The sequence below is a fragment of the Bacillus ectoiniformans genome (genome assembly GCF_016908875.1).
Taxonomy (GTDB): domain Bacteria; phylum Bacillota; class Bacilli; order Bacillales; family Domibacillaceae; genus Bacillus_BX; species Bacillus_BX ectoiniformans.
On sequence record NZ_JAFBES010000001.1, the window covers coordinates 483,358 to 507,671 of the forward strand.

Genomic DNA, 24,314 nt, shown 5'->3' on the forward strand with positions numbered 1-24,314 from the left:
CCGAGATTCTATCGGCGGCTTTCCGCTTTCTATCGGCGAGTCGCAGTTTTACCGACGAATTCCCCGCTTCTATCAGTAGTCGGCCGTTTCTCCAAAACCAGCAACTCATATCTAACCTAAAAAGGACAATCGACAGCTCCTGGCCGTCAATTGTCCTTTTATCAATCCACTTTTACTAAGTGCGCGCCATCAAAAAAGAATAGATACTTACCATCGACTTTTCTCTTCCATATCTGTTCCACCGCTCGTGCATAGAGATCAATTTGCAAACGATAGCGTTCGCGGAGGATCGGCTCTGCTTCTTCAAAACCGTTGGCAAAACGCCCCGCAATCGTGTCCGTCTTGTAATCAAGCAAATAGAGCTTCTCATCTTTTTCAATCAAACAGTCAATTACACCTTGAACCAGAACCACTTCATCTGGCCCCTTCCAATCTGCACTTACTTCACTTGCACTTACACCCATATTAAAAGGGGTTTCTCGATATACGCGGTCGGCCTGAAGCATAAATTGACCAATTTCAGTATCGAAAAAGTCGGTCAATTTTTCCTGATCAATCACCTGCGCCTGTTCTTCTGTTAAAAGCTCACGCTGTACGAGGCTCTCTAAAAACTGTGTCAGTTCATCTAAAGAAGGTTTTTTCATAAGGGACACATGCTGCATTACCGTATGAACAGCAGTACCGATTTCTGCCGGCGACAACGTCTTTTCCTGCATAAATTTCGGACGGTTGAAGATCGGACGCTGATAGCTGCGAGTGAGATCGCCGCTCGATCCCTCATTATAAATTTCATTCATCCGTTTCAAATCAGATACAGATTGTTTCGAACGCAAAGCTGTTGCCTGACCATTCGGATAGACCCAGCTTAACCGCTCCTCAATCTCTTTTTTGACACCTGATTCGATCGGCATTGGCTCATTCTGTTTTAAGTGCTCCAGCCAGTCGTGACCTGCCTCATCTGCTTCAGCTTCTTCATCAACTAATTCATCAGCAGCTGTTACATAAACGCTCCAGCAGGAAGGATGATCAATAATATCCGAAAGCGTAAGCGGATTACTTCCAGCTACTACATCGCATTCATTGTGCCGAACAAGTGCAGGTCCAATCCAGTCTAAAAACGTCATGGCAGAGGCACGGTCGGCATCACCCAAGAGCCACTCCGAATAATTCCAGGCTTTCTCCCATTTGACCAGCGATTTCTCAGCATTCTTTACTGTCCCAAGCAGAAATAACTTCTCTTTCGCACGTGTCAAAGCGACGTAAAGAACACGCATTTCTTCAGATAGCAATTCCAGCCTCTTTTTCCGCTTGAAGGCCATTTGCGGCAAGGACGGGTAGCTGATTCGCTTATCAATATTAATATATTTTGATGCCAGGCCATAATCCTTATCTAATAAGAGACTATTACGCAGATCCATCATGTTAAACTGTCGTCCTAACCCCGCAACAAACACAAACGGAAATTCCAATCCTTTGCTCGAATGAATTGTCATTAAGCGAATGACATCTTCCTGTTCACTCAGGGCTCTCGCTGCCGCTAAATCTTCGCCCCGCTCCTGCATACGTTCGACAAACCTCAAGAAACGAAATAGCCCTCTGAATGATGTTTCCTCGTACTGTCTGGCCCTGTCATGTAAGGCACGCAGATTCGCTTGTCGTTGTTTTCCGCCAGGCATTCCTCCGACAAAGTCATAGAAATGAGTATCCCGATATAGCTGCCACACCAGATCTGCCAATGCTCCTTGCCTGCCGAGTGCGCGCCAATCAGCTAATTTCTCCACAAAACGGCTGACTTTCTCATGCAGTTCTTCCTGATCCTCCTCAGGAGACTTAGAGAGAAAGGCTTTGACCGCTTCATAATACGTTCCTTTCTTCGACGCCAAACGAATGATGGCTAAATCATTTTCCGAACAGCGGACGATTGGTGAACGCAGCACCGAAGCAAGCGGGATATCTTGAAATGGATTGTCGATGACTTTCAATAATGAAACCATGACGGCCACTTCCATCGATTGAAAATAGCCATTAGAGAGACTCGCATAAATTGGAATCCCCGCCCGTTTAAATTCTTCCATAATTTCAGCCGCCCAAGGCATCGAGCGCAGCAAAATCACAATGTCCCGATATTGAATCGGACGTTCCGTATTCGACTTGGCATCATACACCGGCTGCCGGCTTTCCACCATCTGCTTGATTTTCTTCGCCATCCATCTGGCTTCGAGCTGGGATTGTTCTAAGTCTTCGATTTCTGCTGCGGATGAATCCTCTTCATCAGAAACTGCGGCAGACGAACTTAGCTGCTGATCGATGATGGCGACTTCAACGGGATAGGTTTTCTCTTCTGGATAACTTGCGCCTTTCACCAGTTCAGCCGCTTCATCATAATCAATTTCTCCAACTTTCACACTCATAATCTGTTTAAAAAGAAAATTCGTGCCAGAGAGAACTTCGCCGCGGCTCCGGAAGTTTTTCGCTAAATCAATCCGTAAACCGCTCGTCTCACCACTTGGGGAAAAACGTTTGTATTTACTTAAAAATAAATTCGGCTCAGCTAGACGGAAACGATAAATGGATTGTTTAACATCACCGACCATGAACAAATTGCCGCTCTCTTCTTCTCCGGTAGTGACGAGACGGACGATCGATTCCTGAACCATATTCACGTCTTGATATTCATCAAGAAGGATTTCCTTGAACTGCCGCTGATAAGCGAGTGCGGCTTCTGACGGCACTAAGCCTCCGCCTGTACCTGTTTCCGATAAAATGGCAAGGGTATAGTGTTCTAAATCACCGAAATCGACCAGCCCTTTTTCTTTTTTCATTTCTTTAAAGTGTGCAGCAAACGTGCGAACTAGCTCTGTCAGCGAAGAAATGACGTCCTTCATTTCTCTCATATCACGCAAATAACTTTCAGGCTTTCGGGTGAAATAGTCTTCTTTCAACGTATTGACGATTTTTTTCACCTGATCTCGCAGCTTCTTAGATTGATCTGTCAGCTCCGGATCATAGTCTGCGCCTTTGCATGTTTTCAGCGTGCCAAACTTGAAGAACTGCATTTCCTCATATAAGGATTGCCAAGAATGAGCGGCATTTTGCATGCGTGTCACAATGGCTAAATCAGATTTGAAATTTTCGATTCTAGGCACGGGTCCGCCTGGCATTTCTGTCATTTTCATTGCTTCATCAAGCAGTTCAGCCGCGCTCTCTAGCTGAAGCTGAATATCAAATTTTAATGCGTCTATAAAAGGCAGTTCATCAATTACAGTCGACGTTTCATCCACATCATACATGTCAGCCAGCTGTTGCAGCCACTGATCCGGATTTGGGTGTGACTGAGAAAAGTCATAAAGTTTCCCTACAACCTGTTGAAGCTCATCATCACTGCGATCGTTCGAAAAAGTATCCACTAAGCGATAGAATTCTTCATTATGATCTTTGCCGTACTCCTCTTCAAACAAATCATCCAGCACTTCGTCTCTTAACAGTAAACCTTCCGTACTGTCAGCAATTCTAAAGGCAGGATCGAGATCGATCAGATAATAATATTTTCTGATGACCTCCAGGCAAAAGGAATGAAGGGTAGAAATAGACGCTTTATTCAGCAAGCTGAGCTGTTTTCTCAAATGATGCGACGCAGGATTAGCCGCAATTTCTTTTTCAAGTGCAGCACCAATCCGGCTTCTCATCTCGGCAGCTGCCGCATTCGTGAATGTAACAACAAGCAATTCATCCACATTTAACGGATCCGTTTCATCAATAACTTTGCGAATAATACGTTCTACAAGAACCGCTGTCTTCCCTGAACCCGCAGCTGCCGCAACAAGAATGTCTTGTCCTTTGGCTGCAATTGCCTTCCATTGATCATCTGTCCACGTGACATCCTCCGGTTTAATTGGAATCGGTTGCTTGGTCATGGATACTCGCCTCCTCTCTTATTTTGCAGATGATCTCGTCTTGTTTAATCGGTGCAATGACTCGGTAATTATTTTCTTCAAGAGTTTGGTCGAACTGGCAAACTGGACGGTAAGAACAGAACTGGCATGGCGTTCTTTTTTTATATTTATAAGGAACAATATCTACTTTCCCCGAAACAATTTCATCCCCGGATGTTTGATATAGCTTTCGGACATGGCCTCTTAGCTCATCAAATTCCTGCTCTGCCGCTACCTTCGACCGGGAAGTTAACCCGCCGTCTTTTTTAAATCCAGCTGAAATAATTTGCGAATCACCCGTCGTAAGACTTGTATCCATTAAACGCACGGCCTCTTCTTCCCCAAGTACAAGTCCTTTCATTTTAAAACTCTTTAGAATCTCTTTCTCTATTTCATCCAGGGTCATAATTTTTTTGCTGCTGATGATCGGATTGTGGACATGGAAGTACAGCACTCCGGCAGGCTTTGCTTTCACGCCAACGAGTTTCGTCGAATACGTTAAAATGATATCTAAATAAGTGAGCATTTGCAGCGCAAAGCCATAATACACTTCAGTCATGTCGATATCTCGTCCGCTCGACTTATAATCAATCACTCGCAAATAGGTTTCATCCTGTCCAAGCGCTTGATCTACCCGGTCAATTCTGCCTGCAAGTGTCATTTTAGTCCCATTTTTTAATTGAAAAGCAAGCGGCGGGAGTTCCGCCCCCATCCCAAAACCAAGCTCAATGCCAAGAGGGGAAAATCCGCTTTTCCTTGCTTGCTCACTTAAAACATACGATGCCCGGCTGACGATATTTTCAAGCTTTTGTTTAATGTATAAGTGCCTGTTTGAACTTAGCAAAATTTGATTTTGCAGTTTTGGCGACAGATGTACAACTGCTTCTTTAGCTAAGTACATACACTGATCTTGAGACAATGACGCCCAGTTTAGCCCTCGTCTAGTGACTTCCTCAGCAATCCATTTCAGCGCTCCATGAAACAGATCCCCAATGGCCGGTGCTTCTAAACGATAGACTTCCCGATCTCTCAGTTTAAGGCCGTGAGTAGCAAAGTGAGAAAATGGACAGCTATGGAAGAGCTCCATTCTCGACACACTTGCCTGCATCTCTTGCCCATATAAATCCGTACTGATTGGCTCATCCAATTGTTGTGCTTCATTCGTATAGAATAGACTGGATAAGACACGGCCTGCCTTTAGTTTCCTCACAGGATGCTCTACATAATAGTTATAGACATCCCACCAAAAATCGTACATCGGATAGTGATGCATTTTCAATTGAAGCTGAGATGTCAAGTAAGAAAGAGTCGGCTCAGGATGACAAATATATTGAAGCTGTTCCTCTTCATTGAGTTCTGAAGGTTCATTGACTAACAGCCGCTCTGAAAGATTTGGAAAAAGCTCTTTCATTCTCTTGATATATGGTGATGGCTGCAAGGATTTTCCTTCATCATTAGCAAGCGGATAAGTAACATACAATCTGCTTGAAGGCGTGGTAAACGCTTTGTAAGCAATAAATTCTTCATCCAGCAGCCTCGTTCTGCTGCTCGCTGCCAGTTTTATTCCGTTATAAGACAATGTTTCCCGATCCTCATCTCCGAGGATTCCTTCCTCTGTCATTTTCGCAGGAAGCACGCCTTCGTTCATGCCGATAATAAATGCAGCGTCCACATCCGCAAGCCTTGATAGTTCAAGATTCGCGATAATGACCTGATCAGCTGCAGGAGGAACGATCGCGAACCGCATCGCTTCAAGTCCTGCATCGATAATAGTGCTGAATTTTTTAATGGTCAGCTGTTCGTCTCCAAGCACCTCTACGTACTGATCGAATAACTCAATCACTGCATTCCATGCCTGACTATGCTCTCTAGCTGTAACCAAATCTTTGCGTTCTTCAGCTTCTAGACTTAACTTTTCCATCTTCTCGGGAACACCTAATTCTTCTAAATAAAGATACAGCGCTTCACAATAATCTCTGCTGGTTGCTGCTTTTTTCAGCCTCTTTGTCAGCCGGGTGATCGGTTTTGTAATAATAAGCTTTAGTTCATTCAATTCGTCTTCTATCTTGCGTTCCTCGTCCGTTTGCGCAAGGCCTGCTTGTTCAAGTCCTCTATACCGGCGATAGCTCCATCGTTCTTTGCTCGTCCAGCGTTCTCCCTTGATCCCATATGCCAAGACGAAGTTCTCTAATCGATCCATCTGTTCCCTAAGCTTATTCCAGTTCCCTTTCATTGGAAAAAGCAAATCCGTTTTAACTGCCCGGAAGACAGATTCATAGCGCCAGTGGCTATTGATAATTTCTAAGGTAGAACGAATCAATTCGATTAGGGGGTGGTTGAACATCGGCTGCTTTTGATCAATAAAAAATGGAATATCATAATCTTTAAATACGGTTTGGATCAGCTGCTGGTAATCTGCGCTATTGCGAATAAGAACAGCTATTTGTTTATACCTGACATCCTGTTCTCTAGCCAGTTTCCTAATTTCTCGTGCTACCCCTTCTATTTCAGCGCGGCGGCTGGCAGACTGGATCAAATGGATAGATTCTTTTTCTTCAGAAGGCGGAGCAGGACGAAGGTCGAAATGCTGTTCCAAGTGTTTAAGCCCATCGCTCTGATAACGTTCTGCCTTAGTCAGCACGATCGTTTCCTCGATTTTCACACCTGATTGCTTAGCCATTTCATAAATAGTTGAAGAAGTTTCCCCCGTCATTCGGAAGAGATGTGTATCTTCGGTGCGTTCAGTAAATAGCTGATCCACCGTCAATGCAATCGTTACTCGCTTGGCGTGCTTCATTAATTGCTGCATCACCAAGTATTCCTGCGGTGTAAAGCTATGGAATCCATCAATGTAGATCTCTGCGTTCTTTATATAATCGGAGGCTTGAATGCTTTCTGAAAGCAGCTTTAAATAATCTTCTGCATCCACGTATTTCCCTGTTAACCCCTGCTCAAATTCACTGTAGATCAACTGCAGATCTTCTAGTTTATCAGTTAATGATTTCGGGGCACGATTGTCCTTTAGCTCCTGTTGTTTTTCAGTCAGCTCTTCTGGTGTCAGGCAATAACGTTTTAGTTCTGTCAGCATCGTTTCTACATGACTGATAAATCCCGTTTTATCAGCTGCTTTTGCAAAAATCTTCAGATCCTCTTTTTTATCATCGATGATTTTCTGGATGAGCATATTTAAACCTGCTGAAGTGATATGCTGGCGGCTGATGCCACCCGTTTCCTGAAGAATCCGCCAAGCAAGCCTAGTAAAGCTGTAGACCTGCGCCCTTATCACACCGCCTAAGTCATGGTCTGATGCTAAATGATACTCTGATAAAAACGTCATTTGTTCCGGTACTAAATAAATGACCGGATCCCCCATTGGATGATCTTCAGCCTTTTGTTTAATCTCTTCAAGAATCCGCTTCGTTTTACCCGTTCCGGAACGGCCAATCATAAACTGAAAAGACATGTTGCCCCTCCTTTTATTAACAATGTATGTTAACGGCTTATTCTCTCATTTCGTCTCGCCGTTTGCTCTATATCATCTATGTAATTACTATATTAAAGATCATACGTTCTGTCATCTTCTTGCCCTTAAATAAAACATATAAAAAAAGACTGACCCATAGAGAAATCAACTTTTTATATGGGGATATGATGCCTTACAGACCACTATCCCATCGTCATATAAAAGAATTCGATTCTTTATTGAGTCAGTCTTATTATCAACCTGTCACTCTTTTAATTTGCCTCTACAAAAACAGTGGCTCCCATTCCGCCGCCGATGCATAGAGAGGCAATCCCCTTTTTCTTTTCCTGTCTCTTCAGCTCATGAACAAGTGACACTAGAATTCTCGCTCCCGTACAGCCAATCGGATGTCCCAGGCTGATTCCGCTGCCATTTACATTTACTTTTTCGCGATCTAGTCCCAGCTCTTTTTCAACAGCTAAGTACTGTGCAGCAAATGCTTCGTTCACTTCAATTAATTCCGCATCTTCTACTGACCAGCCTACTTGCTCTAAACCTCTTTGAATCGCCGGCACTGGTCCGCGCCCCATTACTTTCGGATCGACGCCAGCAACAGAGTACCCTTTAATTGTCGCAAGCGGTGTCAAACCGCGTTTCTCTGCTTCTTCTTCAGACATTAAAATAAGAATCGCTGCACCGTCATTCAAACTTGAAGCATTTCCTGCCGTTACTGTGCCGTCTTTTGCAAATGCTGGTTTTAATCCTGCCAGCTTTTCTTTCGTTAAGCCTTGTCTAGGGTTTTCGTCCTTTTCAATCACTTTCTCTTCTTTGCGGGATTTAACTGTAATAGGCACAATTTGCGAATCAAAATACCCGTTTTCGATCGCATTCAAAGCGCGCTCATGGCTCAATACAGCCAATTCATCCTGTTCTTCTCTAGTAATTTCATGCGTTTCTGCTAGGTTTTCAGCCGTTTTCCCCATCATAATGTGATGGATCGGATCCTCAAGCACTTCCCATACTTGATCACGGATTTCGCCATGCTGCATACGCTGACCCCAGCGATGCTGTTTCATGACATAAGGGCTTGAACTCATAGCTTCTACCCCGCCCGCCATCACAATGTCCGAGATTCCTGTTTGAATTTGCATAGCAGCTGAAATAACTGCCTGCATACCGCTTGCACATTGTCTCTGCACAGTAAAACCTGTCACCGTGTCAGCAAAGCCTGCTGTTAATGCCGCTGTTCTAGCTGTATTCGCCATATCCGTGCGCTGGATGCAGTGACCTAGGATCACTTCGTTTATATCCCCATCCGCTAAATTGTTTTGTTTCGCTGCTTCTTTCATAACTGGTACGACTAAATCTAATGGATCGAGATCCTTGAAAGCGCCTCCAAATGTTCCAATAGGTGTTCGTAAAGCTGCCGTAATAACTACATTTCTCATAAAAAATCTCCCTTCAGCTATGTATTCTATTTTCTATATTCTACTAATTTATTCAATTTTTCAAGTATTTTCATTCTAATCTAAAGATTCTATTAATTAAACAAATGAAAAAAGAGCGGATACAATATCCAGCTCTCATTAACCTCTTTCCCTTGCACTGCTTTTATTCAGCCGTGATTCCATTTTCTTTCCAGCATACCACAGAACAAATATAACTCCTGCTACAATAGCTGTCCGGCCCGGATCTTCAAAAAGCGACGTCACATCATACCCAACGAAGCTAATCATGAAAACCATCACCGCTTTCCCCGTCATGACAGCCAGCAAATATTGTGTCATGCTGATCTGCGATAATCCCGCTACAATATTGACCACTGCCGATGGAGTAAAAGGAAAACATAAGAGCAAGAAGACAGGTCCAAACCCATGACGCTCTACCCAATCCATGAGCTTTTGTACTTGTTTATATTTTTGCAAAAACCTTAGCAATCGGCGCTGCCCGTAATTTCTAAAAACAAGAAACACAATAAACGCACCCACTACGGTTCCTGACCATGATAGGATAAAACCGACCCATAGACCAAAAGCATTCACATTTGCCATAACAAATACAAAAAGCGGCAAAAATGGCAGAAATGCCTCCAGCAGAGGGAGAAGAAATCCTGGCAAAAGCCCAAAGTCTTGATACTGGTCAATCAGTTTCATGATACTTTCTTCAGAAAACCATTCCTTTATTTGATTCAGCTTCATTCTATATCCCCTTAAATAGTCACTCATTCGCCAACTAACTTTGTCCATTTTATCATAAATATTTCCCTTATTTTATTAATTAAAAACAAGGCTTCGGCTAAAACTAATAAAGAGAAGCTTGCAATTTTTTTATAAATGAATATAATAAGAACAAATGTTCCTGTTATGGACTTTTTATAGGTTTGAGCTGTTTGATCAAAGCAAGGAGGCTGTTTCTTCCGATGACAAGAATCCCTGAGCCAGAACGTGATATTATTGAAAAGGCCATCTATTTGCCGATGGTGCTTACTATATTAAATCTTGACTTTCAGCTCATCGAAAAAGGACCTTTTAAAATTAAAGAACCCTATATGCAACTGATTTCTGAATCTATGCGAATTGTTCAGCGAGAACTCTCTGCAGTGAATAGATACTTAAAGAACAATAAAATTAAAGTGCAGAAAATAAAATCTGATGATGCCTTTACTATGTACCTTTTTCTCTATAAAGGATATGAAGAGCACCATAATTATTTTAATCCTAGACTGCGAAATGAAGTGGAAAAGTTATTGAAGCATTATTTATTTGAGCGGCTGCATTCCTGACAATGAGTTTGCGGAAGCATCATGTATGCTGCAAATCGTAAGGAGAGCTGGATTCTGAAGCTTTCATAGGGGGGTCTGAGATGGAAGTGCCTATATCTCCTGTTTTAAATCCTTCTGTTATTTTCAGCTGAAACATCATCGTCTTTTTAATTTGGGACTGGAACGATCTATTGGATAAAGCTAAAGTTCTCCTCACCCCATTTTTAAATAAAAGATCTGTATGTTTCATTCCATTCGAGACTGAGTGATCAATATGGTTCAGTGAAACCCATATACATTCTCTGTTTGCAGGGGATAACGTAGGAAATAGATACATACCTTCAATTAAAATCGGAGTTTTCGTGGCTAATGAACTGACAAGTTTCGTCGCATCTCTTCGGCCTTCATAGGTAGAGCCGTATGCAAGACAGCTTTGCTTGATGAGTATAGTTGGTTTCACCGGCAAAAGAAAACTCGTATCTTCTTCAATCACCCAGCTATAAATTTTGGTTCCGTAAGGTCTCGGTTCAACCAGCATCGTTTGAGGTGTTATGACATAAATCGAGGAACTTTTCTTCACATTTTCACTCCTTCACCTTTTCATCAGGAATATAATACCATTTGATTTTGTTATTTGTCTGTGATTTTTTTCTCACTAAAAATAATTTTCTAAAAATTTAAAACTTTCTGTTGATTGTTTAGCCTTTTTCACATATAATAAAAAAAAGGTATCCGAGGTGATGAAAATGGAAAACAACAATTATTTTGCTGAGATGATGAAGTCCCCGATGCCACGTGAAAAAGTAAAAACTGCTACTGATGAGTTTATTGACAACTTGCTAAATGAAGTGATTTTCAAACAAGAAAAGAAGAAATTAATGGCCGCAATTGATCATTCTCTGGATAAAGGCGACCGCACAGCATTTTTAAAATTATCATCCGATCTTAATGAATTAGAGAAAAAATACAATTCATAATCTCTAACTTCTTCAACAATTAAAGCCCTCTACTACTAAATATCCCCTCTTATTACAACAGATTTATTCCCGTATCCATTAGATACGGGAACCTTTTTGAGCGTATTTACCTTTCCAAACTTATTCTTGTTTTTTGGTTATTGGGTATGTTTCCATGCGATGGATCCTCTCGGCCATTGCTGGATGCCCATAACGGAACACCTTAACTAAAATCGGCGGATGTACTTCTGACAACCCTTCTTTGGCAAGCTTTTGAAATGCTTGAACGGCTGCTTTTTTATCTGCAGTCATTTCAATTGCATAGGCATCCGCTCTCATTTCCTCATATCTGGAGATCATATTAGACAATGGACTTGATGCAAATGCCAGCATCGAAATCAGCATCAGAAATAACGGTAAGGTTCTTAACTGTGACACCTTGTTCATTTTTAACGTTTCTCCGTACTTTCCAATGAATTTATTCATGAGCTTAGCCACAAGCCAAAATCCAATAAATGCCGATATTAAATAGCTCCCTATTCCGAAATAGATATGCTTCTCCACATAATGAGCCATTTCATGTGCCATTACAAACAGAATTTCCTCGTCATTAAGTTTGTTTAATGTCGTATCCCACAAGACAATTCTCGCATGATCTCCTATCCCTGTGACATAAGCATTTAAAGCATTCGTTGACTCTGACATATTCACTTCATACACATGGTTCGCAGGAATATTCGCTTCATTTGCCAGATCAAGAATTTTCGTTTCAAGCTCTTTATTTTTCAACGGGTAAAAGTCATTGTATAGCGGATCAATAAATACCGGCTGAATGTACATCATAAAAATAGTAAACGGAACGAAAACAGCCCAGGCAGCAAGCCACCATCTCTTTTGAAATTTCTTCATGAGCCAATAAAGACCATAAATCAGGAAGGCCATTATGGCATAGCTAATCCAGAAATCAATGATTTCATCCTTCATCCAATGAGAAAAAGTTTGGGAGGAAATTTGATACTTTCTAGAAAAATGGTAACTGATGTACTGCATAGGAAACGCTAAAACAAAAGTAAGCAGAGATAAGTAAAATAAATAAACGGCCGACTGAAAAAATGAGTACTTCACCGCTTGAGCGGACCATTTTTCAAACGCTCTTGAAATACCTAAAATTAAGATTAGAAAATAGACAAGCCATTCAAAGGGTGCGCCGAGAAAGAATAACAGATTGCGTATTCTCGAATATTCTCCGCTTAGCACCTGTTCATTCGCATTAAGAAACGTTTCAGGATCAGCACTTGTCCCTTTGTACAGATCAGGCAAACTGCCAGAAGAAAATATAAATAAGTAATAGTAAATAAAAGCTCCAAATAACAAATAGGAAACAATAGCAATAAACGTCCATTTTTTTGCCATGCAGTACCCTCCATTCTGCTCTATCCCCTATTATATGTAGTGTCCAAGCTATTAAAATAGAACAGAATTTTTAAATGAGGGAATAGAGAGAAAGAACCGCAATAGAACCAATGACGCAAAATATAATATTAACCCCAGTAAATGCGATTAAAAAGGCAGCGGCTGCCCCGATTAGTCCAAACCAAATATCTTCTTGAATGACCAATACGCCAGGAAAAATGAGTGCGCCAAGTGTAGCGTATGGAACATTCCTTAAAATCCCCTGCAAAAAGTCAGGCAGCTGACGCCCTCTAAAAAGGACAAACGGAAGCATTCTCGGCACATATGTCACTACAGCCATTCCGATAATCATAGTGATAATCGTTGTATTCATCCCTCATTCACCTTGCCTTTTTTTATATACTCCACCCATTCCACTAAGATCGCCGACATCAGCGTAGCGATGACGATTGACCAGCCGCTAGAGAACATCTCAGAGAAATAAAACACGCTATTTAATGAAGCCGCTACCACAGCCAAATAAACAACTTTAGCTCCTGTTTTTAATGAAGGCACGAGCAGACCGATAAACATAGCGTACAGAGCAATCCCCATACTGTCCTGGATCACTTGTGGCAAGCTGGCGCCAAGCAAAAATCCGACACCTGAATTGATTGTCCAGCTTCCATAGGAAACGGCGATTAAACCAAACATATAGCCGCTAGATACGCTGCCGCTTTTCATGCTGGCAACTGAAAATGTTTCATCTGTTATACCAAAAGAATAAATCGCCTTTTTCCAAGCTGGTTCGTCTTCCGATTTTTCGTTTAAGGAAGCGGACATTAGAAAGTGCCGGATATTCACAATAAAGGTTGTCAGCACAATTTCAAATACGCCCGTTCCAAGCGTGATTAAGTTTAAAGCAATATATTGTGCGGCTCCTGCAAACACAAATATACTCATTAATATGGCTTCTTCAAATCCGAGTCCGGCTGATTTAGCCAGCAGCCCATATGTAAGCGCTGCAGGAAAGTAGCCAATGGCTATACTGATTCCCGCATGAATACCTCTTCGAAACTCATTTGTCCGCGTATGACTCGCTGTTAATTCCATTCTGTCCCCTCCCTCTGCCATTTAATTCATTATTATACACTTGCCAAAATTTTCGAACAATAACTTTTATTCACATACAAAAAGCCGCTTTGTTGTCAGCGGCCGTTCTAATCAATTTACTTATTTTGTAAAATTTGTGTCTTAAGCGCTCTTCTTAAAATTTTTCCAGTTGTGTTTTTAGGAAGCTCCTCTAAAAACTCAATGCTCTTAGGCAGCTTATAATCTGCAAGTGAATTCCTGCAGTAGTCAAATATTTCTTGTTCTGTAAGTGCAGGGTTTTTGGAAACAACGAAAGCAAGGACCGCTTCTCCGTAGTTAGGATCTGGCACACCTAAAACAGCTGCTTCAATAATGTCTGGATGATTATATAGAACTTCTTCTACTTCTCTCGGATATACGTTGTATCCCCCAACAATCACTAAATCTTTCTTTCGGTCGACAATATAGAAATATCCGTCCTCATCTTTTTTGGCCAGGTCTCCCGTATATAACCACCCTTCCTTAATTGCCGCGGCTGTTTCTTCTGGCATTTTGTAATAGCCTTTCATCACATTTGGACCTTTTACAATTAATTCGCCAACTTGTCCAAGAGGGACCTCTTCGCCTAATTCATTGACTACCTTGTTTTCGACATTCACGATCGAACAGCCTATGGACCCTGCCTTTCTGCCTTTATCGAGCGGATTAAAACATGTAACAGGACTTGCTTCTGATAATCCATAGCCTTCTGAAATCACTGTTTTAAACTTCTCTTCAAACTTTTCCAGAAGAGCTACTGGCATGGATGCTCCGCCTGAAATACATAAGCGCAGTGAAGCAAGATCTTCTGACTGGCCTTCTGGATACTGGAGAAGAAAATTATACATTGTTGGAACTCCCGCAAATACTGTCGCTTGATGATTCATCACACTGGCAAAAACATCTTTGGGACTGAAACGCGGAAGAATCAGCATCGTTGCTCCTTGGATCATCGGTGCATTCAGAGCTACCGACAAGCAAAACACATGGAACATAGGAAGTACCGTCACTACACGGTCTTCTTTTGTTATTTTTAAATACTCTCCAATATCACGGGCATTGGAATATAAATTCTTATGGGTAAGCATAGCGCCTTTCGGTTTTCCTGTTGTGCCGGACGTGTAGAGAATAACCGCCGTTTCTTCATCATCTAAGAGAGGACACTCAAACTTTGAATGGTCAGATGAAAGGAGTCTAGAAAACGTTTTCATTTTTGGGAGAATCGAAAATTCCGTCACATCGAAGGCTTTTGCTTTTTCGTCATTTGAGTCACATACAATAAAATGATGAACGTTAGGCAATTGAAGACTGATTTTTTCTGCCAATGGAAGTAAAAGGTCAAGCATGACTACAGCTTTAACATCCCCATTGGATAAGATATAACTAATTTCTTCCGGAGAATAAATCGGATTAATCGGGATAACAGTTACGCCTGCACGCATGGCTCCATATAGAGAAATAACAAAATGAGGTGAATTACCTAATAACAAGGCAATATGATCGCCTTTTTTAATGCCTAATGAATGAAGACTTGAAGCGAATTGAGTGACAGCTTGATCTAATTCAGCATAAGTAGACGTCTGGTCTAAAAAGTGATAAGCTGCCTTCTCTCCAAAACTCATGGCCGATTCCGACAAGGCTTGTGATAAATTCATTTCCTTCTCCCCTTTGTATGTAATGAATGAATAGTCATTCATTTTTGAATTTTCAATTTATATTATATATGATTCATCCACAATAGGCAATAGTTCCCTCTGGCGCTAACAACAAGCAAGGGATGTTCAGACACGCTGAACATCCCTTATCTTAGTAGATTAAATTGATTAATTCATCAGCCGTTACTGCTCCGAAATAATGAGAAATATTTACTTCCGTTAACGCTTGCTTCATTTCTTCCTTTTCATATTTGCAGCCTATTAATTTATTTTCCAATTCTTCTACATTTCCCGCTCCGAAGAAGTCTCCATAAATTTTGCAGCTTTCGATATAGCCTTTTTTCACATCGAGCCTCACATCGATCTGCCCCGCCTGAAAACGATGGGAACGCTGAATATTGAACTTAGGAGACTTTCCATAATTCCAATCCCAGTTTTGATACCGTTCTTTAGAAATCTTGTGAATTTCTTTCCAATCAGCTTCCTTCAGCTCATACCTTGGAATGTCTGTTTCTCCTTCGAAAATATAGGCTAATAATAATTGTCGGAACTCATCAATGGTTCGCTCTTCTTCCATCAGCTCTTTAATATTGGCTACCCGGCTTCTAATGGACTTAATTCCTTTTGATTCGATTTTATCCTTTCTTACCTTTAATGCGGCAACAACATGGTCGATCTCTGAATCAAACAGCAATGTTCCGTGGCTGAACATTCGTCCTTTCGTGGAAAATTGAGCATTTCCGGATATTTTGCGGCCATCTGCGATAATATCATTTCTTCCGCTTAGCTCAGCATTCACTCCAAGTTTATGAAGCGCCTTAATGACAGGCTCGGTGAACTTTTTAAAGTTATGGAAGCTCTCTCCGTCATCCTTTGTGATAAAGCTGAAATTCAAATTGCCAAAGTCATGATAAACAGCGCCGCCGCCAGACAATCGGCGAACAATATGAATCCCCTTTTCCTCCACATAGTCTACATTAATTTCTTCGATTGTATTTTGATTCTTGCCAATGATAATCGACGGTTCATTAATATAAAAGAGCAGGTAGCTCTCATTGATATCTAAATGTTTGACTGCATATTCTTCTATGGCTAAATTAATTCTTGGATCTGTTATTCCCTCATTATCAATAAAAAGCATATTGGTATCCTCCGTTAAATCCCGAACTCTAAGTTTTGTTTGGCTAATATCACTGTGCCATTAAACTCTTTCTCAGCTTCTTCTTTTAACCTATTTAAATCTCCAAAGTGAGGAAGATGAGTGAGAATCAGTGTATTCGTGTTTGTTTGGCAAGCCAGTTTCCCGGCTTCCGTGCTTGTCATATGTCCTGCCGATTTTCCGTTCATTCCGCTGTAAAAGTTGCTTTCACACAGTAAAATATCGCAGTCAGCAGCAAAGGGAATGAATGATTCCTGATAGGCCGAATCGGCCGTATAGACGACTGAATGGCCTTTTGACTCTATTCTCATCGCATAGCATTCCACTGGATGATCCGTCCTTAGAAATTTAATAGTAAAAGGACCGACCTGCAATTCATCGCCCGGGTCATAAGCCACGCCTTTTGTTATATCTTTATATGTAAGCTTATCAAACTGAGGGTCAGCTTTGTGGCCGTATATAGGCAAGGTAGAAATGTGCTTGTCCATAAACTTTCCAATTAACAAAGCATGCTGCAATACACCAATGTCTGCCACATGATCAGGGTGATAATGAGAAATGACCACCGCATTTAATTCTTCGGGAAGAACATGATTTTGAAGTTTAGATAATACGCCGCTCCCACAATCAACGAGCATGCGATAACCGTCTTCCTCAAATAAATAACCTGAACTAGCTTCATTTGCTTTTGGATATCCGCCCCAATGGCCGATTACTGTAATATTCAATCGTTTCATTCCCCTTTCTGTCCATTTATTCCACCTATTATTGTATTCCCCAATTTCTTCTCCGACAACATTCAGGCAGCTTATTTTTCACAGCATATCCCCAAAAATATTTAATTATCAAATTTTTTAAAAATTTTAAAAAACACGGTTGACGATTTCATTCTGTTATAATACAATACATTTATACAGAAGATCAGTTATATAACAAAAATTGGAGGTAATAAGAATGATTAATAATATTGTTGAGTTCTTTAAAAATCTTCCGGCTAAACAATGTACAAAATGCGGCTCTCATATAGATGAACAGCATGAGTGTTACCATAGTGTTTGCGACGAGTGCACAGACATTCAAGACTTATAAAATACGTGATCCAATTCCAATTATCATAAAACACAAAAAGAACCAGCTACGCCTTGGCTGGTTCTTTTTTGTGCATTAATGATGACCTTCTGCTTCTCCCTCTTTGTCATCATCTGGATTAGCGGCTGGTACAGCCCCCAATTCGGGATTTCCCGCCACGATTTGTTTCTTAGGCATGGTATGGAGTCCCCTTGCAGTTACATGCACTTGTACATGATAGACAGCATCTTTCTCAAAGGTTTTCTCAGCTGTGTAAATGCCGCCCTTTTCCATCTTTGCTTCTAGCATTTCGCTGGTTTCTTTGGCTCCTTCTTCCCACACTTCATACATCACTTCATCAGCATCTTCTACCGCTTCTTCCCCTTGCGAAACTGCCGTTTTAAACGTTACTTTCTCATTAATTGCGGCAGTTTCAGGAACAGTTAGATTCGCTTCTATAGGCTGTGGGGGGCCTTGGTTCTTACTTTCTTCTTTTTTGTCCGTGCAGCCGCTCATTAATATAGCCAATCCTGCGGCAAAAAGGATCATTAAAAATTTTTTATGCATCGCTGTCCTCTCCCTTACCCTTTTTATTAGACTTCTTCCTCCGTCACCAAAGGAAAGAATACTTTAACCTCTGTTCCCTTCATGTATTCACTATTAATTTCTAGTCTTCCATCATGAAATTTAATAATATGGTCAACAATCGATAGCCCGAGCCCCGTTCCGCCATCTGCTCGAGTACGGGCTTTGTTTACCCTGTAGAACCGCTCCGTGACCTTTTTCAAATCTTCACCCGGGATGCCTATTCCTGTATCAGCAATGGATAATATAGCTTGACTGTTATCTTTAAAGAGAGATACCTGTATCTTGCCGCCTTCATTTGTATAACGAATCGCATTATCAAGTATATTTACCACTACTTGCTCTAAACGGCCTTCATCCCCCTCGATGATGATGTCATGATCGAGGTCACAGGATATGCCAATTTTCTTATTCTTCGCTGCCGGCTCAAGCTTTTGCACCGTCTGATAGATGGTTTCGGCAAAGGGAATCGGGTATTTTTCAATTAAAAAATTCCCTCCCTCTAATTTAATCAAATCTAGCAGATCATTAACAAGTCTTTCCATTCGCTTAGATTCTTTTGTAATAATATGAATGTATTGCTTCTGCACGTCTTCACTCGCTGCCATTCCTTGATCGATCGCTTCACTGTATCCTTTGATATAGCTTAATGGTGTTCTGAGCTCGTGAGAAACCGTCGCTAGAAACTCTCTTTTCTTCTCGTCTTCCTGATAAATGGACTCTGCCATTTTATTAAAGGTTTTGGCCAGCTGGCCGATTTCATCGTTCGTTTCAGCTGTCACTCTTGCTGTGAAATCTCCTTCCGATACTTTCACAGCAGCGCTCTTCATTTGTTCTAAAGGCCTTGTCATATGTTTCGTCCACTTCGTTCCAACTAGCAAAAGAATGACTAGAAACAAGACTGCTCCTGCAGCCCAATATTTCGTTAAACCGACTGTCAGTTCTTCAATATTTTCTAGAGGAATATATAAATAGATAATGCCTTGAAGCCGCTGTTCTTCAAGCAGCGGGACAATGACTGTGATAATATTGCGGTCAAACCGTGAAACATACCCCACATTTTTGACCGGTTCATTTTTTAAAAGCTGCTCTCTTTCTTTTGGACCGATTAACGTATCATAGTCGACTTCAAAAGGAACGCACGCCGCCAGTTCACGAGGATTTCGCACAGCAAAAGCTTCAAACTTTGCTTTTTCATTGTACCAGTCAATCCGGCTCGCGAATTCGTCTGTGATTTCCCCGCCATCATAATCTAATGCAAGGCTTTTCCCTGTCTGCAGCAATTCCTTCTCAATGCTTTCTACATACAGTTTTTCATACAGGGTATACGACAGTCCGTAGGCGAAACCAATCGAGAGCAGCAAAGTCATAAATAAGGTCAGCCACAGTTTCTTTGCGAGCATCATGGAGAGGATTCCTCAAACTTATATCCGATCCCCCATACAGTCACAATCTGCGCACCTGCTTCTTTACCGAGTTTCATTCTTAGCGTCTTCACATGTGTATCAACCGTTCTCGTCCCACCGCTGTATTCTTCTCCCCATATAGACACCAATAGCTGCTCTCGGGAGAAGACTCGTCCGGCATTTTTCAGCAGAATAAGCAATAAGTCGAATTCCTTTAATGTAAGGGTGATCGAGCGGCCATTCACCTTCACGCTATGAGAATGCAGGTCGAGGTGTACCCCTGCTTTCTTGATCGAGTTTTCTTCTTTTTTCATAAAAGGAAATCTCCTCAGCACAGCTTGTATTCGAGCAGTTAATTCTCCCGGGGAAAATGGCTTCACGATGTAATCATCCCCGCCAAGCTGAAGACCTTTTACCTTATCCCATTCTTCACCCTTTGCTGTGAGGAAAATAATAGGCACCCCATTAGAAGCTCTAATATCAGCACAGATCTCAAATCCGCTTTTGCCTGGAAGCATAACATCAAGGAGCACTAAGTCAATGTTCTCCTCCTTAAGCCTCTCTTTCGCCTGCCTCTCATCACCAGCTTGGGTAACAGTGAAACCTGCATTCTCTAAGTACATAGAAATCAGGTGGCGCATATCTTCCTCATCATCAACGATTAATATGTGCGGCATACCTACTGCTCCTTTTTAAAAATGATAAATGGTCCTTTTCCAGTTTTGACTTTCTTTTCTAAAGCCAATGAGTTTGGATCAAGAAAAAATAGTTCATCGCTATCGTAACTGGCAACAGCAAGGGAAAAATGAAACTCTTCTATCGCAAACGGATTGGATCCTGTTTCTGTTTCTTTCGTTTTTTCTTTTAAATGATTGTACATATAAATTTTGCTTGTGCCATGGCTGACCACATAGTAATTCCGATCATCCCTCAAGAAATCCACAGGCATCACAGGCGCCTCTAGCACCGATTTTTCTTTTCCTGTTTTCAAAGAATAAATCAGCACATTCTTCTGCGGCTCTTTCCCCCGCCCATGTCCTCCTACCCATAATTCATCTTTGGAAGAATCCACGAACAGACCGGTCGATGAAGAGGGGATGGTATATTCTTTACTTACTTTCTTCGTCTTTGGATCGACTTTAGAAAGAATGGTATCTTGATAATTAATTACGTATAGCATTCCTTTTTCTTCTGCGAGAGTCATTGGATACTTGCCAGTTTTAACCACACCTGTTTCTTCTCCCGTGTCATTAAAGAAATGGACAGACCGATCTTGTTTGTTTGCTAGCGCTATTTCTTTCGTTTGATTCACATATATTCCGCCAGTCGTCCCTTCAGCAACAGACCACTCAGCGATTTTCTTGCCTTTTTTTAATGAATAAAGATCGGCATGATCAAGCTGCGTGCCGTACAGCAGGAGCTTGTCATGATCCGGAAACAGCACACCGCCTGTATATAGCTCGTCAAATGCCCAGTCAGCAAATACTTCTCTGTCTTCATTAATAAACGTTAAAGAAGAATCACGCAAATTCAGCGTGAATAAAAAGCTATCCTCTTTTATCTTGGTGAACTCCGTCTGATTGCAGCCGGTTAGGAAAGTGAGGAGGAAGACTAAGCCTGCTAAAAAGTAATTCTTCACAGCATTCATCCTTTATTCTGTCTTTTATCACCTATTATAAGAAAGAAATGTGAAGTATGTTTGAAAAATAAAGAAAAAAGTGCCGAAAAGCGCAATCGCTCTTCGACACTTCACAATTTATTCATTAATTTATTGAAACGGCTGCCTCATGATCACTCGGCTGATGAGCGAACTGTCGCTTATACAGACCTCGGAAGAAGATCACAGTCAACACTAAGCATCCTGCGGCAAATAAACCAAGTATGCCATTATTGGTCCACATGAATGAGAAGTCACCGCTTGAAATCACTGCCTTCAGTGCGTTGACGGAATACGTCATTGGCAATAAAGCACTAAATGGCTGTAACGCCTCTGGAATTAATTCGAGCGGGAACGTACCTGCACTTGTTGTTAATTGGAAGATCAAGATTAAGATAGCCACAAAACGGCCAGGATCTCCTAAGATCGTCACAAGCATTTGGACTAAGGCAATAAACGTTAAGCTCGTAATGATCGTCGTCGCTAAAAATAACGGGATGCTCTGTACTTCAATCTTTAATCCATACAGCAATACAGCTGCCGCTAGCAGCGACTGGATAATCCCTGCAAAGAATAGTACGCCGAATTTCCCTATGAACCAGCTAAATCCATTCTTTGGACGTACTGCTGGCTCTCGTAATGGAAAGACGATGGATAACAATAAAGCACCAACGAATAATCCTAAAGATAAGAAATAAGGAGCAAATCCTGTACCGTAGTTCGGCACATGCTGTCTTGTTTCTTTGGCCACCTTCACTGGTTCTGCCATCATGTCATAGTTTTTATCGGTTGCTTTAACAGAATTAGATTTCTCCGCTGCCTCTTGAAGCTTTTCGTGAAGTTCTTTCGTTCCAGACTCTAGCTTAACTGTCCCATCTGCCAATTCAGAAGAACCGTCAGCCAGTTTCCCAGCTCCGTCACTAAGTTTCTTAGATCCGCTGTCTAATTGACTCATGCCGCCACTTAACTCTGAAGCCCCGTTTGCCAATTCCGCTGAACCGGCTTTTGCTTCTCCTAATTTACCGGCAAGCGTCGCCATACCGTTAACTAATTCCTTTTCACCTGACTGCAATTGCCCTGCACCTTGAGCCAATTGATCAGAACCCTTAGCTAGTTCAGAAACTCCTTGATTCAGCTGTTCCTGACCCGTTTGAATTTTTCCAAGGCCGCCATTCAGCTTTTCAAGGTTGGGAGCTAACTGACCGCTCACCGCACTATTTACTTCTTTTGAACCCGCAGCCACTTTCTGGCTTCCAGCTTTAAGACTTCCAAAACCGCCTTCTATTCCTTGAACCATTTGCTGCTTTTGAGCAGCCATTTGCTGCTTAAATCCTGCTAATTGTTCAGGCGTCATAGATTGCTCAAGAATCGGCAATAACTGCGCCATTTGTTTATCCATACTGCCGTTAACCTGTTCGATTAATTGTGTTTCAAACTGGCTGATTCCTGCATTTAATTGTTCGGAGCCAGCTGCAAGCTCACTCGTTCCTTTGGCCAGCTGTGGCACTTTTTCTTGGAACTGAGCTATACCTGCTTTTGCTTCTGCCGTACCTTTTGTTAGTTCTCCCATTTTAGAATCGACAGTATGCAAGCCCTGCTGCAGCTTAGTGATTCCGCCTGCTAGCTGATCCGTACCTGTCTGAACTTCTTTGCCTCCAGCGAGCAGGCGGTTCTGTCCTTCTTCCAGCTGACCTAAGCCAGCATGTAACTTACCGGCTCCTTCAGCTAACTGCTTCGAGCCATCTCCGGCCTTACTAATCCCTTCTGAAAACTCAATAGATTTTCCAGCCAGAGTTGCTAAGTTTTCTTTAATTTTCGCTGCTCCATCAGAAAGCTTAATGGCCCCCTCATCAAGTTCACCTGCTCCATCACTGGCTTTTGCGAACCCGTCACCCATTTCTTTTATCTTTTCAAACATTGTTTCAGAATATGTTTTCGTTATTGTTTTCTGCAGAGATGTACGAATTTCTTTTACCGCTGTTTCTCCAATCTGTGCGGATAAAAAATTATAGCTTTCATTCGGAATGTACTTTAACTTAAGTTTTTCGGGACTTTCATCTAAAAGTGTAGTCGCATTTTCCGAAAAATCCGCCGGAATTTCCACCACCATATAATAGTTCTGCTGTTCAAGACCTCGTTCAGCTTCTTTATCGCTTACAATATGAAAGTCGAAATCGTCACTCTTCCTTATTTCTTTTTCAAGCTCTTTCCCAAGTTTTAAATCTTCCCCTTCAAAGTTGGCTCCAGCATCTTTGTTCACAACGGCCACAGGCAAATCCTTTAAATGAGCATATGGATCCCAAAAAGCCCATAAAAACATACCTGCATACAAAACCGGAATAAACATGACTGCCAAAAGCGGCACAAACAATTTTCTGCTTTTAACTATTTCTTTAAGTTCTGCTAAAAATAAAGATTGTTTCATAATTTCCTCCTGTACTCGCATTGTTAATAAATGACTGTTTTGTTCATTTGGTCATTTATTAACAAAAGAAAAGGCTCTCCTCAGATGGATAACCCTTGAAATAGATAAAGTTCAAACAATTTAGCAATTTCCTCTTCACTTAATGGTTCACGTTTCTGCTCCCAGTCAAAAATAAGTGACACATATATTTTTAACATAATAAATGCCGTCACCTCTGGATTACATGGCTTTATTTCCTTCGCATCAATAGCTTTTGAAACTTCTTCCTTGATAAACGTGAGAATGGCCTGTTCCATCTTCTCCATCACTTCTAATACAGCTGGCGTTCCCATTTCTCGGCCTTCCTGCATCAGCTTAATGGACAGCTGGTGCTTTTTGCGAAACTGCAGCAATTGAAAGAGAGCTCTATGCACATTTTCGTGAAAAGAATCTTGCGGATCAATTGCTTCTTCTGCTACTTGCTTCATTTCCGCAATGAGCATTTGCACAATTTCATCAAACAGCTCTTCTTTATTCTTAAAAAAAGTATAGATGGTTCCCTTGCCGACATTCGCTATTTTAGCCACTTGATCCATTGTTGTCGCTTTGTAGCCAAACAATGAAAATGACTTAGTGGCTGCTTCAATAATAAGTTGTTTTCGATCAATTGACATTCATCCACCCCTTAAATGACCAAATGAGAAATATGGTCATTTTGTACATTTATTAATGTACTATATATTTT

20 protein-coding genes are annotated in these 24,314 nt (G+C 41.4%); 3 read left to right on the forward strand and 17 right to left on the reverse strand.

What is annotated here, in order from left to right; translation table 11 throughout:
- Positions 1-161 precede the first annotated feature (161 nt).
- The 4 genes from addA to JOC78_RS02505 all read right to left on the reverse strand — a co-directional run bounded on the left by addA (position 162) and on the right by JOC78_RS02505 (position 9,593).
- The gene (addA, locus tag JOC78_RS02490) at positions 162-3,914 is read right to left on the reverse strand and encodes a helicase-exonuclease AddAB subunit AddA (RefSeq protein WP_204552678.1); all 3,753 of its coding nucleotides are present in this window, start codon (positions 3,912-3,914) and stop codon (positions 162-164) included.
- Positions 3,889-7,395, reverse strand: a complete 3,507-nt coding sequence (addB, locus tag JOC78_RS02495; RefSeq protein ID WP_204552680.1) for a helicase-exonuclease AddAB subunit AddB — start codon at positions 7,393-7,395, stop codon at positions 3,889-3,891. Before addB ends, addA begins: the two co-directional genes overlap by 26 nt.
- Positions 7,396-7,667: 272 nt before the next feature.
- On the reverse strand, positions 7,668-8,843 hold the full coding sequence (locus JOC78_RS02500) for an acetyl-CoA C-acetyltransferase (RefSeq protein ID WP_204552682.1): 1,176 nt from the start codon (positions 8,841-8,843) through the stop codon (positions 7,668-7,670).
- 138 nt (positions 8,844-8,981) lie between these two features.
- Complete coding sequence (locus tag JOC78_RS02505; RefSeq protein WP_204552684.1) at positions 8,982-9,593, reverse strand: TVP38/TMEM64 family protein; 612 nt, start codon at positions 9,591-9,593, stop codon at positions 8,982-8,984.
- Between the two features lie 221 nt (positions 9,594-9,814).
- Here JOC78_RS02505 and JOC78_RS02510 point away from each other — a divergent pair, with 221 nt between their 5' ends.
- Positions 9,815-10,177 (forward strand): YhjD family protein, encoded by a 363-nt coding sequence (locus JOC78_RS02510; RefSeq protein WP_204552686.1) that lies wholly within the window; start codon positions 9,815-9,817, stop codon positions 10,175-10,177.
- A gap of 19 nt (positions 10,178-10,196) precedes the next feature.
- Here the strand turns inward: JOC78_RS02510 and JOC78_RS02515 are convergent, their stop codons facing one another.
- Positions 10,197-10,736 carry a competence protein ComK gene (locus JOC78_RS02515; RefSeq protein ID WP_204552688.1) on the reverse strand — a complete coding sequence of 180 codons (540 nt, stop codon included), beginning with the start codon at positions 10,734-10,736 and terminating at the stop codon, positions 10,197-10,199.
- Between the two features lie 166 nt (positions 10,737-10,902).
- Between JOC78_RS02515 and JOC78_RS02520 the strand changes: the two genes are divergently transcribed.
- Positions 10,903-11,133: an IDEAL domain-containing protein gene (locus tag JOC78_RS02520; protein WP_204552690.1), complete on the forward strand. Its 231-nt coding sequence runs from the start codon at positions 10,903-10,905 to the stop codon at positions 11,131-11,133.
- Between the two features lie 120 nt (positions 11,134-11,253).
- Here the strand turns inward: JOC78_RS02520 and JOC78_RS02525 are convergent, their stop codons facing one another.
- The 6 genes from JOC78_RS02525 to JOC78_RS02550 form a co-directional block, all read right to left on the reverse strand.
- Entirely contained in the window at positions 11,254-12,525 is a 1,272-nt protein-coding gene (locus tag JOC78_RS02525; protein WP_204552692.1) for a M48 family metallopeptidase, read from the reverse strand.
- 70 nt (positions 12,526-12,595) lie between these two features.
- Positions 12,596-12,898, reverse strand: coding sequence for an AzlD domain-containing protein (locus JOC78_RS02530; protein ID WP_204552694.1), 303 nt, complete (start codon positions 12,896-12,898; stop codon positions 12,596-12,598).
- Positions 12,895-13,617 carry an AzlC family ABC transporter permease gene (locus tag JOC78_RS02535; RefSeq protein WP_204552696.1) on the reverse strand — a complete coding sequence of 241 codons (723 nt, stop codon included), beginning with the start codon at positions 13,615-13,617 and terminating at the stop codon, positions 12,895-12,897. The genes JOC78_RS02530 and JOC78_RS02535 overlap by 4 nt, the downstream gene beginning before the upstream one ends.
- 116 nt (positions 13,618-13,733) lie before the next feature.
- Positions 13,734-15,290, reverse strand: coding sequence for a fatty acid--CoA ligase family protein (locus JOC78_RS02540; protein ID WP_204552698.1), 1,557 nt, complete (start codon positions 15,288-15,290; stop codon positions 13,734-13,736).
- 151 nt (positions 15,291-15,441) lie between these two features.
- Positions 15,442-16,431: a lipoate--protein ligase gene (locus tag JOC78_RS02545; RefSeq protein WP_204552700.1), complete on the reverse strand. Its 990-nt coding sequence runs from the start codon at positions 16,429-16,431 to the stop codon at positions 15,442-15,444.
- Between the two features lie 14 nt (positions 16,432-16,445).
- Positions 16,446-17,177 carry an MBL fold metallo-hydrolase gene (locus JOC78_RS02550; protein WP_204552702.1) on the reverse strand — a complete coding sequence of 244 codons (732 nt, stop codon included), beginning with the start codon at positions 17,175-17,177 and terminating at the stop codon, positions 16,446-16,448.
- A 226-nt stretch (positions 17,178-17,403) separates the two neighbouring features.
- On the opposite strand from JOC78_RS02550, the gene yhfH reads away from it, so the two are divergent.
- The gene (gene yhfH / locus JOC78_RS02555) at positions 17,404-17,538 is read left to right on the forward strand and encodes a protein YhfH (protein ID WP_204552704.1); all 135 of its coding nucleotides are present in this window, start codon (positions 17,404-17,406) and stop codon (positions 17,536-17,538) included.
- Between the two features lie 75 nt (positions 17,539-17,613).
- Here yhfH and JOC78_RS02560 read toward each other — a convergent pair whose 3' ends face one another.
- The 6 genes from JOC78_RS02560 to JOC78_RS02585 form a co-directional block, all read right to left on the reverse strand.
- Positions 17,614-18,084, reverse strand: a complete 471-nt coding sequence (locus tag JOC78_RS02560) for a FixH family protein (protein WP_239586933.1) — start codon at positions 18,082-18,084, stop codon at positions 17,614-17,616.
- A gap of 26 nt (positions 18,085-18,110) precedes the next feature.
- Positions 18,111-19,508 (reverse strand): sensor histidine kinase, encoded by a 1,398-nt coding sequence (locus JOC78_RS02565; RefSeq protein ID WP_204552706.1) that lies wholly within the window; start codon positions 19,506-19,508, stop codon positions 18,111-18,113.
- A complete protein-coding gene (locus JOC78_RS02570) occupies positions 19,505-20,185 on the reverse strand; it encodes a response regulator transcription factor (protein ID WP_204552708.1) in 681 nt (226 codons plus the stop codon). The genes JOC78_RS02565 and JOC78_RS02570 overlap by 4 nt, the downstream gene beginning before the upstream one ends.
- A 2-nt stretch (positions 20,186-20,187) precedes the next feature.
- The gene (locus tag JOC78_RS02575) at positions 20,188-21,147 is read right to left on the reverse strand and encodes a YncE family protein (protein WP_204552710.1); all 960 of its coding nucleotides are present in this window, start codon (positions 21,145-21,147) and stop codon (positions 20,188-20,190) included.
- A gap of 124 nt (positions 21,148-21,271) precedes the next feature.
- Complete coding sequence (locus JOC78_RS02580) at positions 21,272-23,590, reverse strand: YhgE/Pip domain-containing protein (RefSeq protein ID WP_204552712.1); 2,319 nt, start codon at positions 23,588-23,590, stop codon at positions 21,272-21,274.
- An 80-nt stretch (positions 23,591-23,670) separates the two neighbouring features.
- On the reverse strand, positions 23,671-24,243 hold the full coding sequence (locus JOC78_RS02585; RefSeq protein WP_204552714.1) for a TetR/AcrR family transcriptional regulator: 573 nt from the start codon (positions 24,241-24,243) through the stop codon (positions 23,671-23,673).
- Between the last annotated feature and the right edge of the window lie 71 nt (positions 24,244-24,314).

What these genes read in the sequence shown, in the direction of transcription:
- JOC78_RS02560 (WP_239586933.1), bottom strand. Translation starts at nt 18,084, where the DNA reads ATGCATAAAAAATTTTTAATGATCCTTTTTGCCGCAGGATTGGCTATA.
- JOC78_RS02585 (WP_204552714.1), bottom strand. Translation starts at nt 24,243, where the DNA reads ATGTCAATTGATCGAAAACAACTTATTATTGAAGCAGCCACTAAGTCA.
- JOC78_RS02535 (WP_204552696.1), bottom strand. Translation starts at nt 13,617, where the DNA reads ATGGAATTAACAGCGAGTCATACGCGGACAAATGAGTTTCGAAGAGGT.
- yhfH (WP_204552704.1), top strand. Translation starts at nt 17,404, where the DNA reads ATGATTAATAATATTGTTGAGTTCTTTAAAAATCTTCCGGCTAAACAA.
- JOC78_RS02540 (WP_204552698.1), bottom strand. Translation starts at nt 15,290, where the DNA reads ATGAATTTATCACAAGCCTTGTCGGAATCGGCCATGAGTTTTGGAGAG.
- JOC78_RS02530 (WP_204552694.1), bottom strand. Translation starts at nt 12,898, where the DNA reads ATGAATACAACGATTATCACTATGATTATCGGAATGGCTGTAGTGACA.
- JOC78_RS02525 (WP_204552692.1), bottom strand. Translation starts at nt 12,525, where the DNA reads ATGGCAAAAAAATGGACGTTTATTGCTATTGTTTCCTATTTGTTATTT.
- JOC78_RS02565 (WP_204552706.1), bottom strand. Translation starts at nt 19,508, where the DNA reads ATGATGCTCGCAAAGAAACTGTGGCTGACCTTATTTATGACTTTGCTG.
- JOC78_RS02580 (WP_204552712.1), bottom strand. Translation starts at nt 23,590, where the DNA reads ATGAAACAATCTTTATTTTTAGCAGAACTTAAAGAAATAGTTAAAAGC.
- JOC78_RS02520 (WP_204552690.1), top strand. Translation starts at nt 10,903, where the DNA reads ATGGAAAACAACAATTATTTTGCTGAGATGATGAAGTCCCCGATGCCA.
- JOC78_RS02505 (WP_204552684.1), bottom strand. Translation starts at nt 9,593, where the DNA reads ATGAAGCTGAATCAAATAAAGGAATGGTTTTCTGAAGAAAGTATCATG.
- addB (WP_204552680.1), bottom strand. Translation starts at nt 7,395, where the DNA reads ATGTCTTTTCAGTTTATGATTGGCCGTTCCGGAACGGGTAAAACGAAG.
- addA (WP_204552678.1), bottom strand. Translation starts at nt 3,914, where the DNA reads ATGACCAAGCAACCGATTCCAATTAAACCGGAGGATGTCACGTGGACA.
- JOC78_RS02510 (WP_204552686.1), top strand. Translation starts at nt 9,815, where the DNA reads ATGACAAGAATCCCTGAGCCAGAACGTGATATTATTGAAAAGGCCATC.
- JOC78_RS02545 (WP_204552700.1), bottom strand. Translation starts at nt 16,431, where the DNA reads ATGCTTTTTATTGATAATGAGGGAATAACAGATCCAAGAATTAATTTA.
- JOC78_RS02570 (WP_204552708.1), bottom strand. Translation starts at nt 20,185, where the DNA reads ATGCCGCACATATTAATCGTTGATGATGAGGAAGATATGCGCCACCTG.
- JOC78_RS02500 (WP_204552682.1), bottom strand. Translation starts at nt 8,843, where the DNA reads ATGAGAAATGTAGTTATTACGGCAGCTTTACGAACACCTATTGGAACA.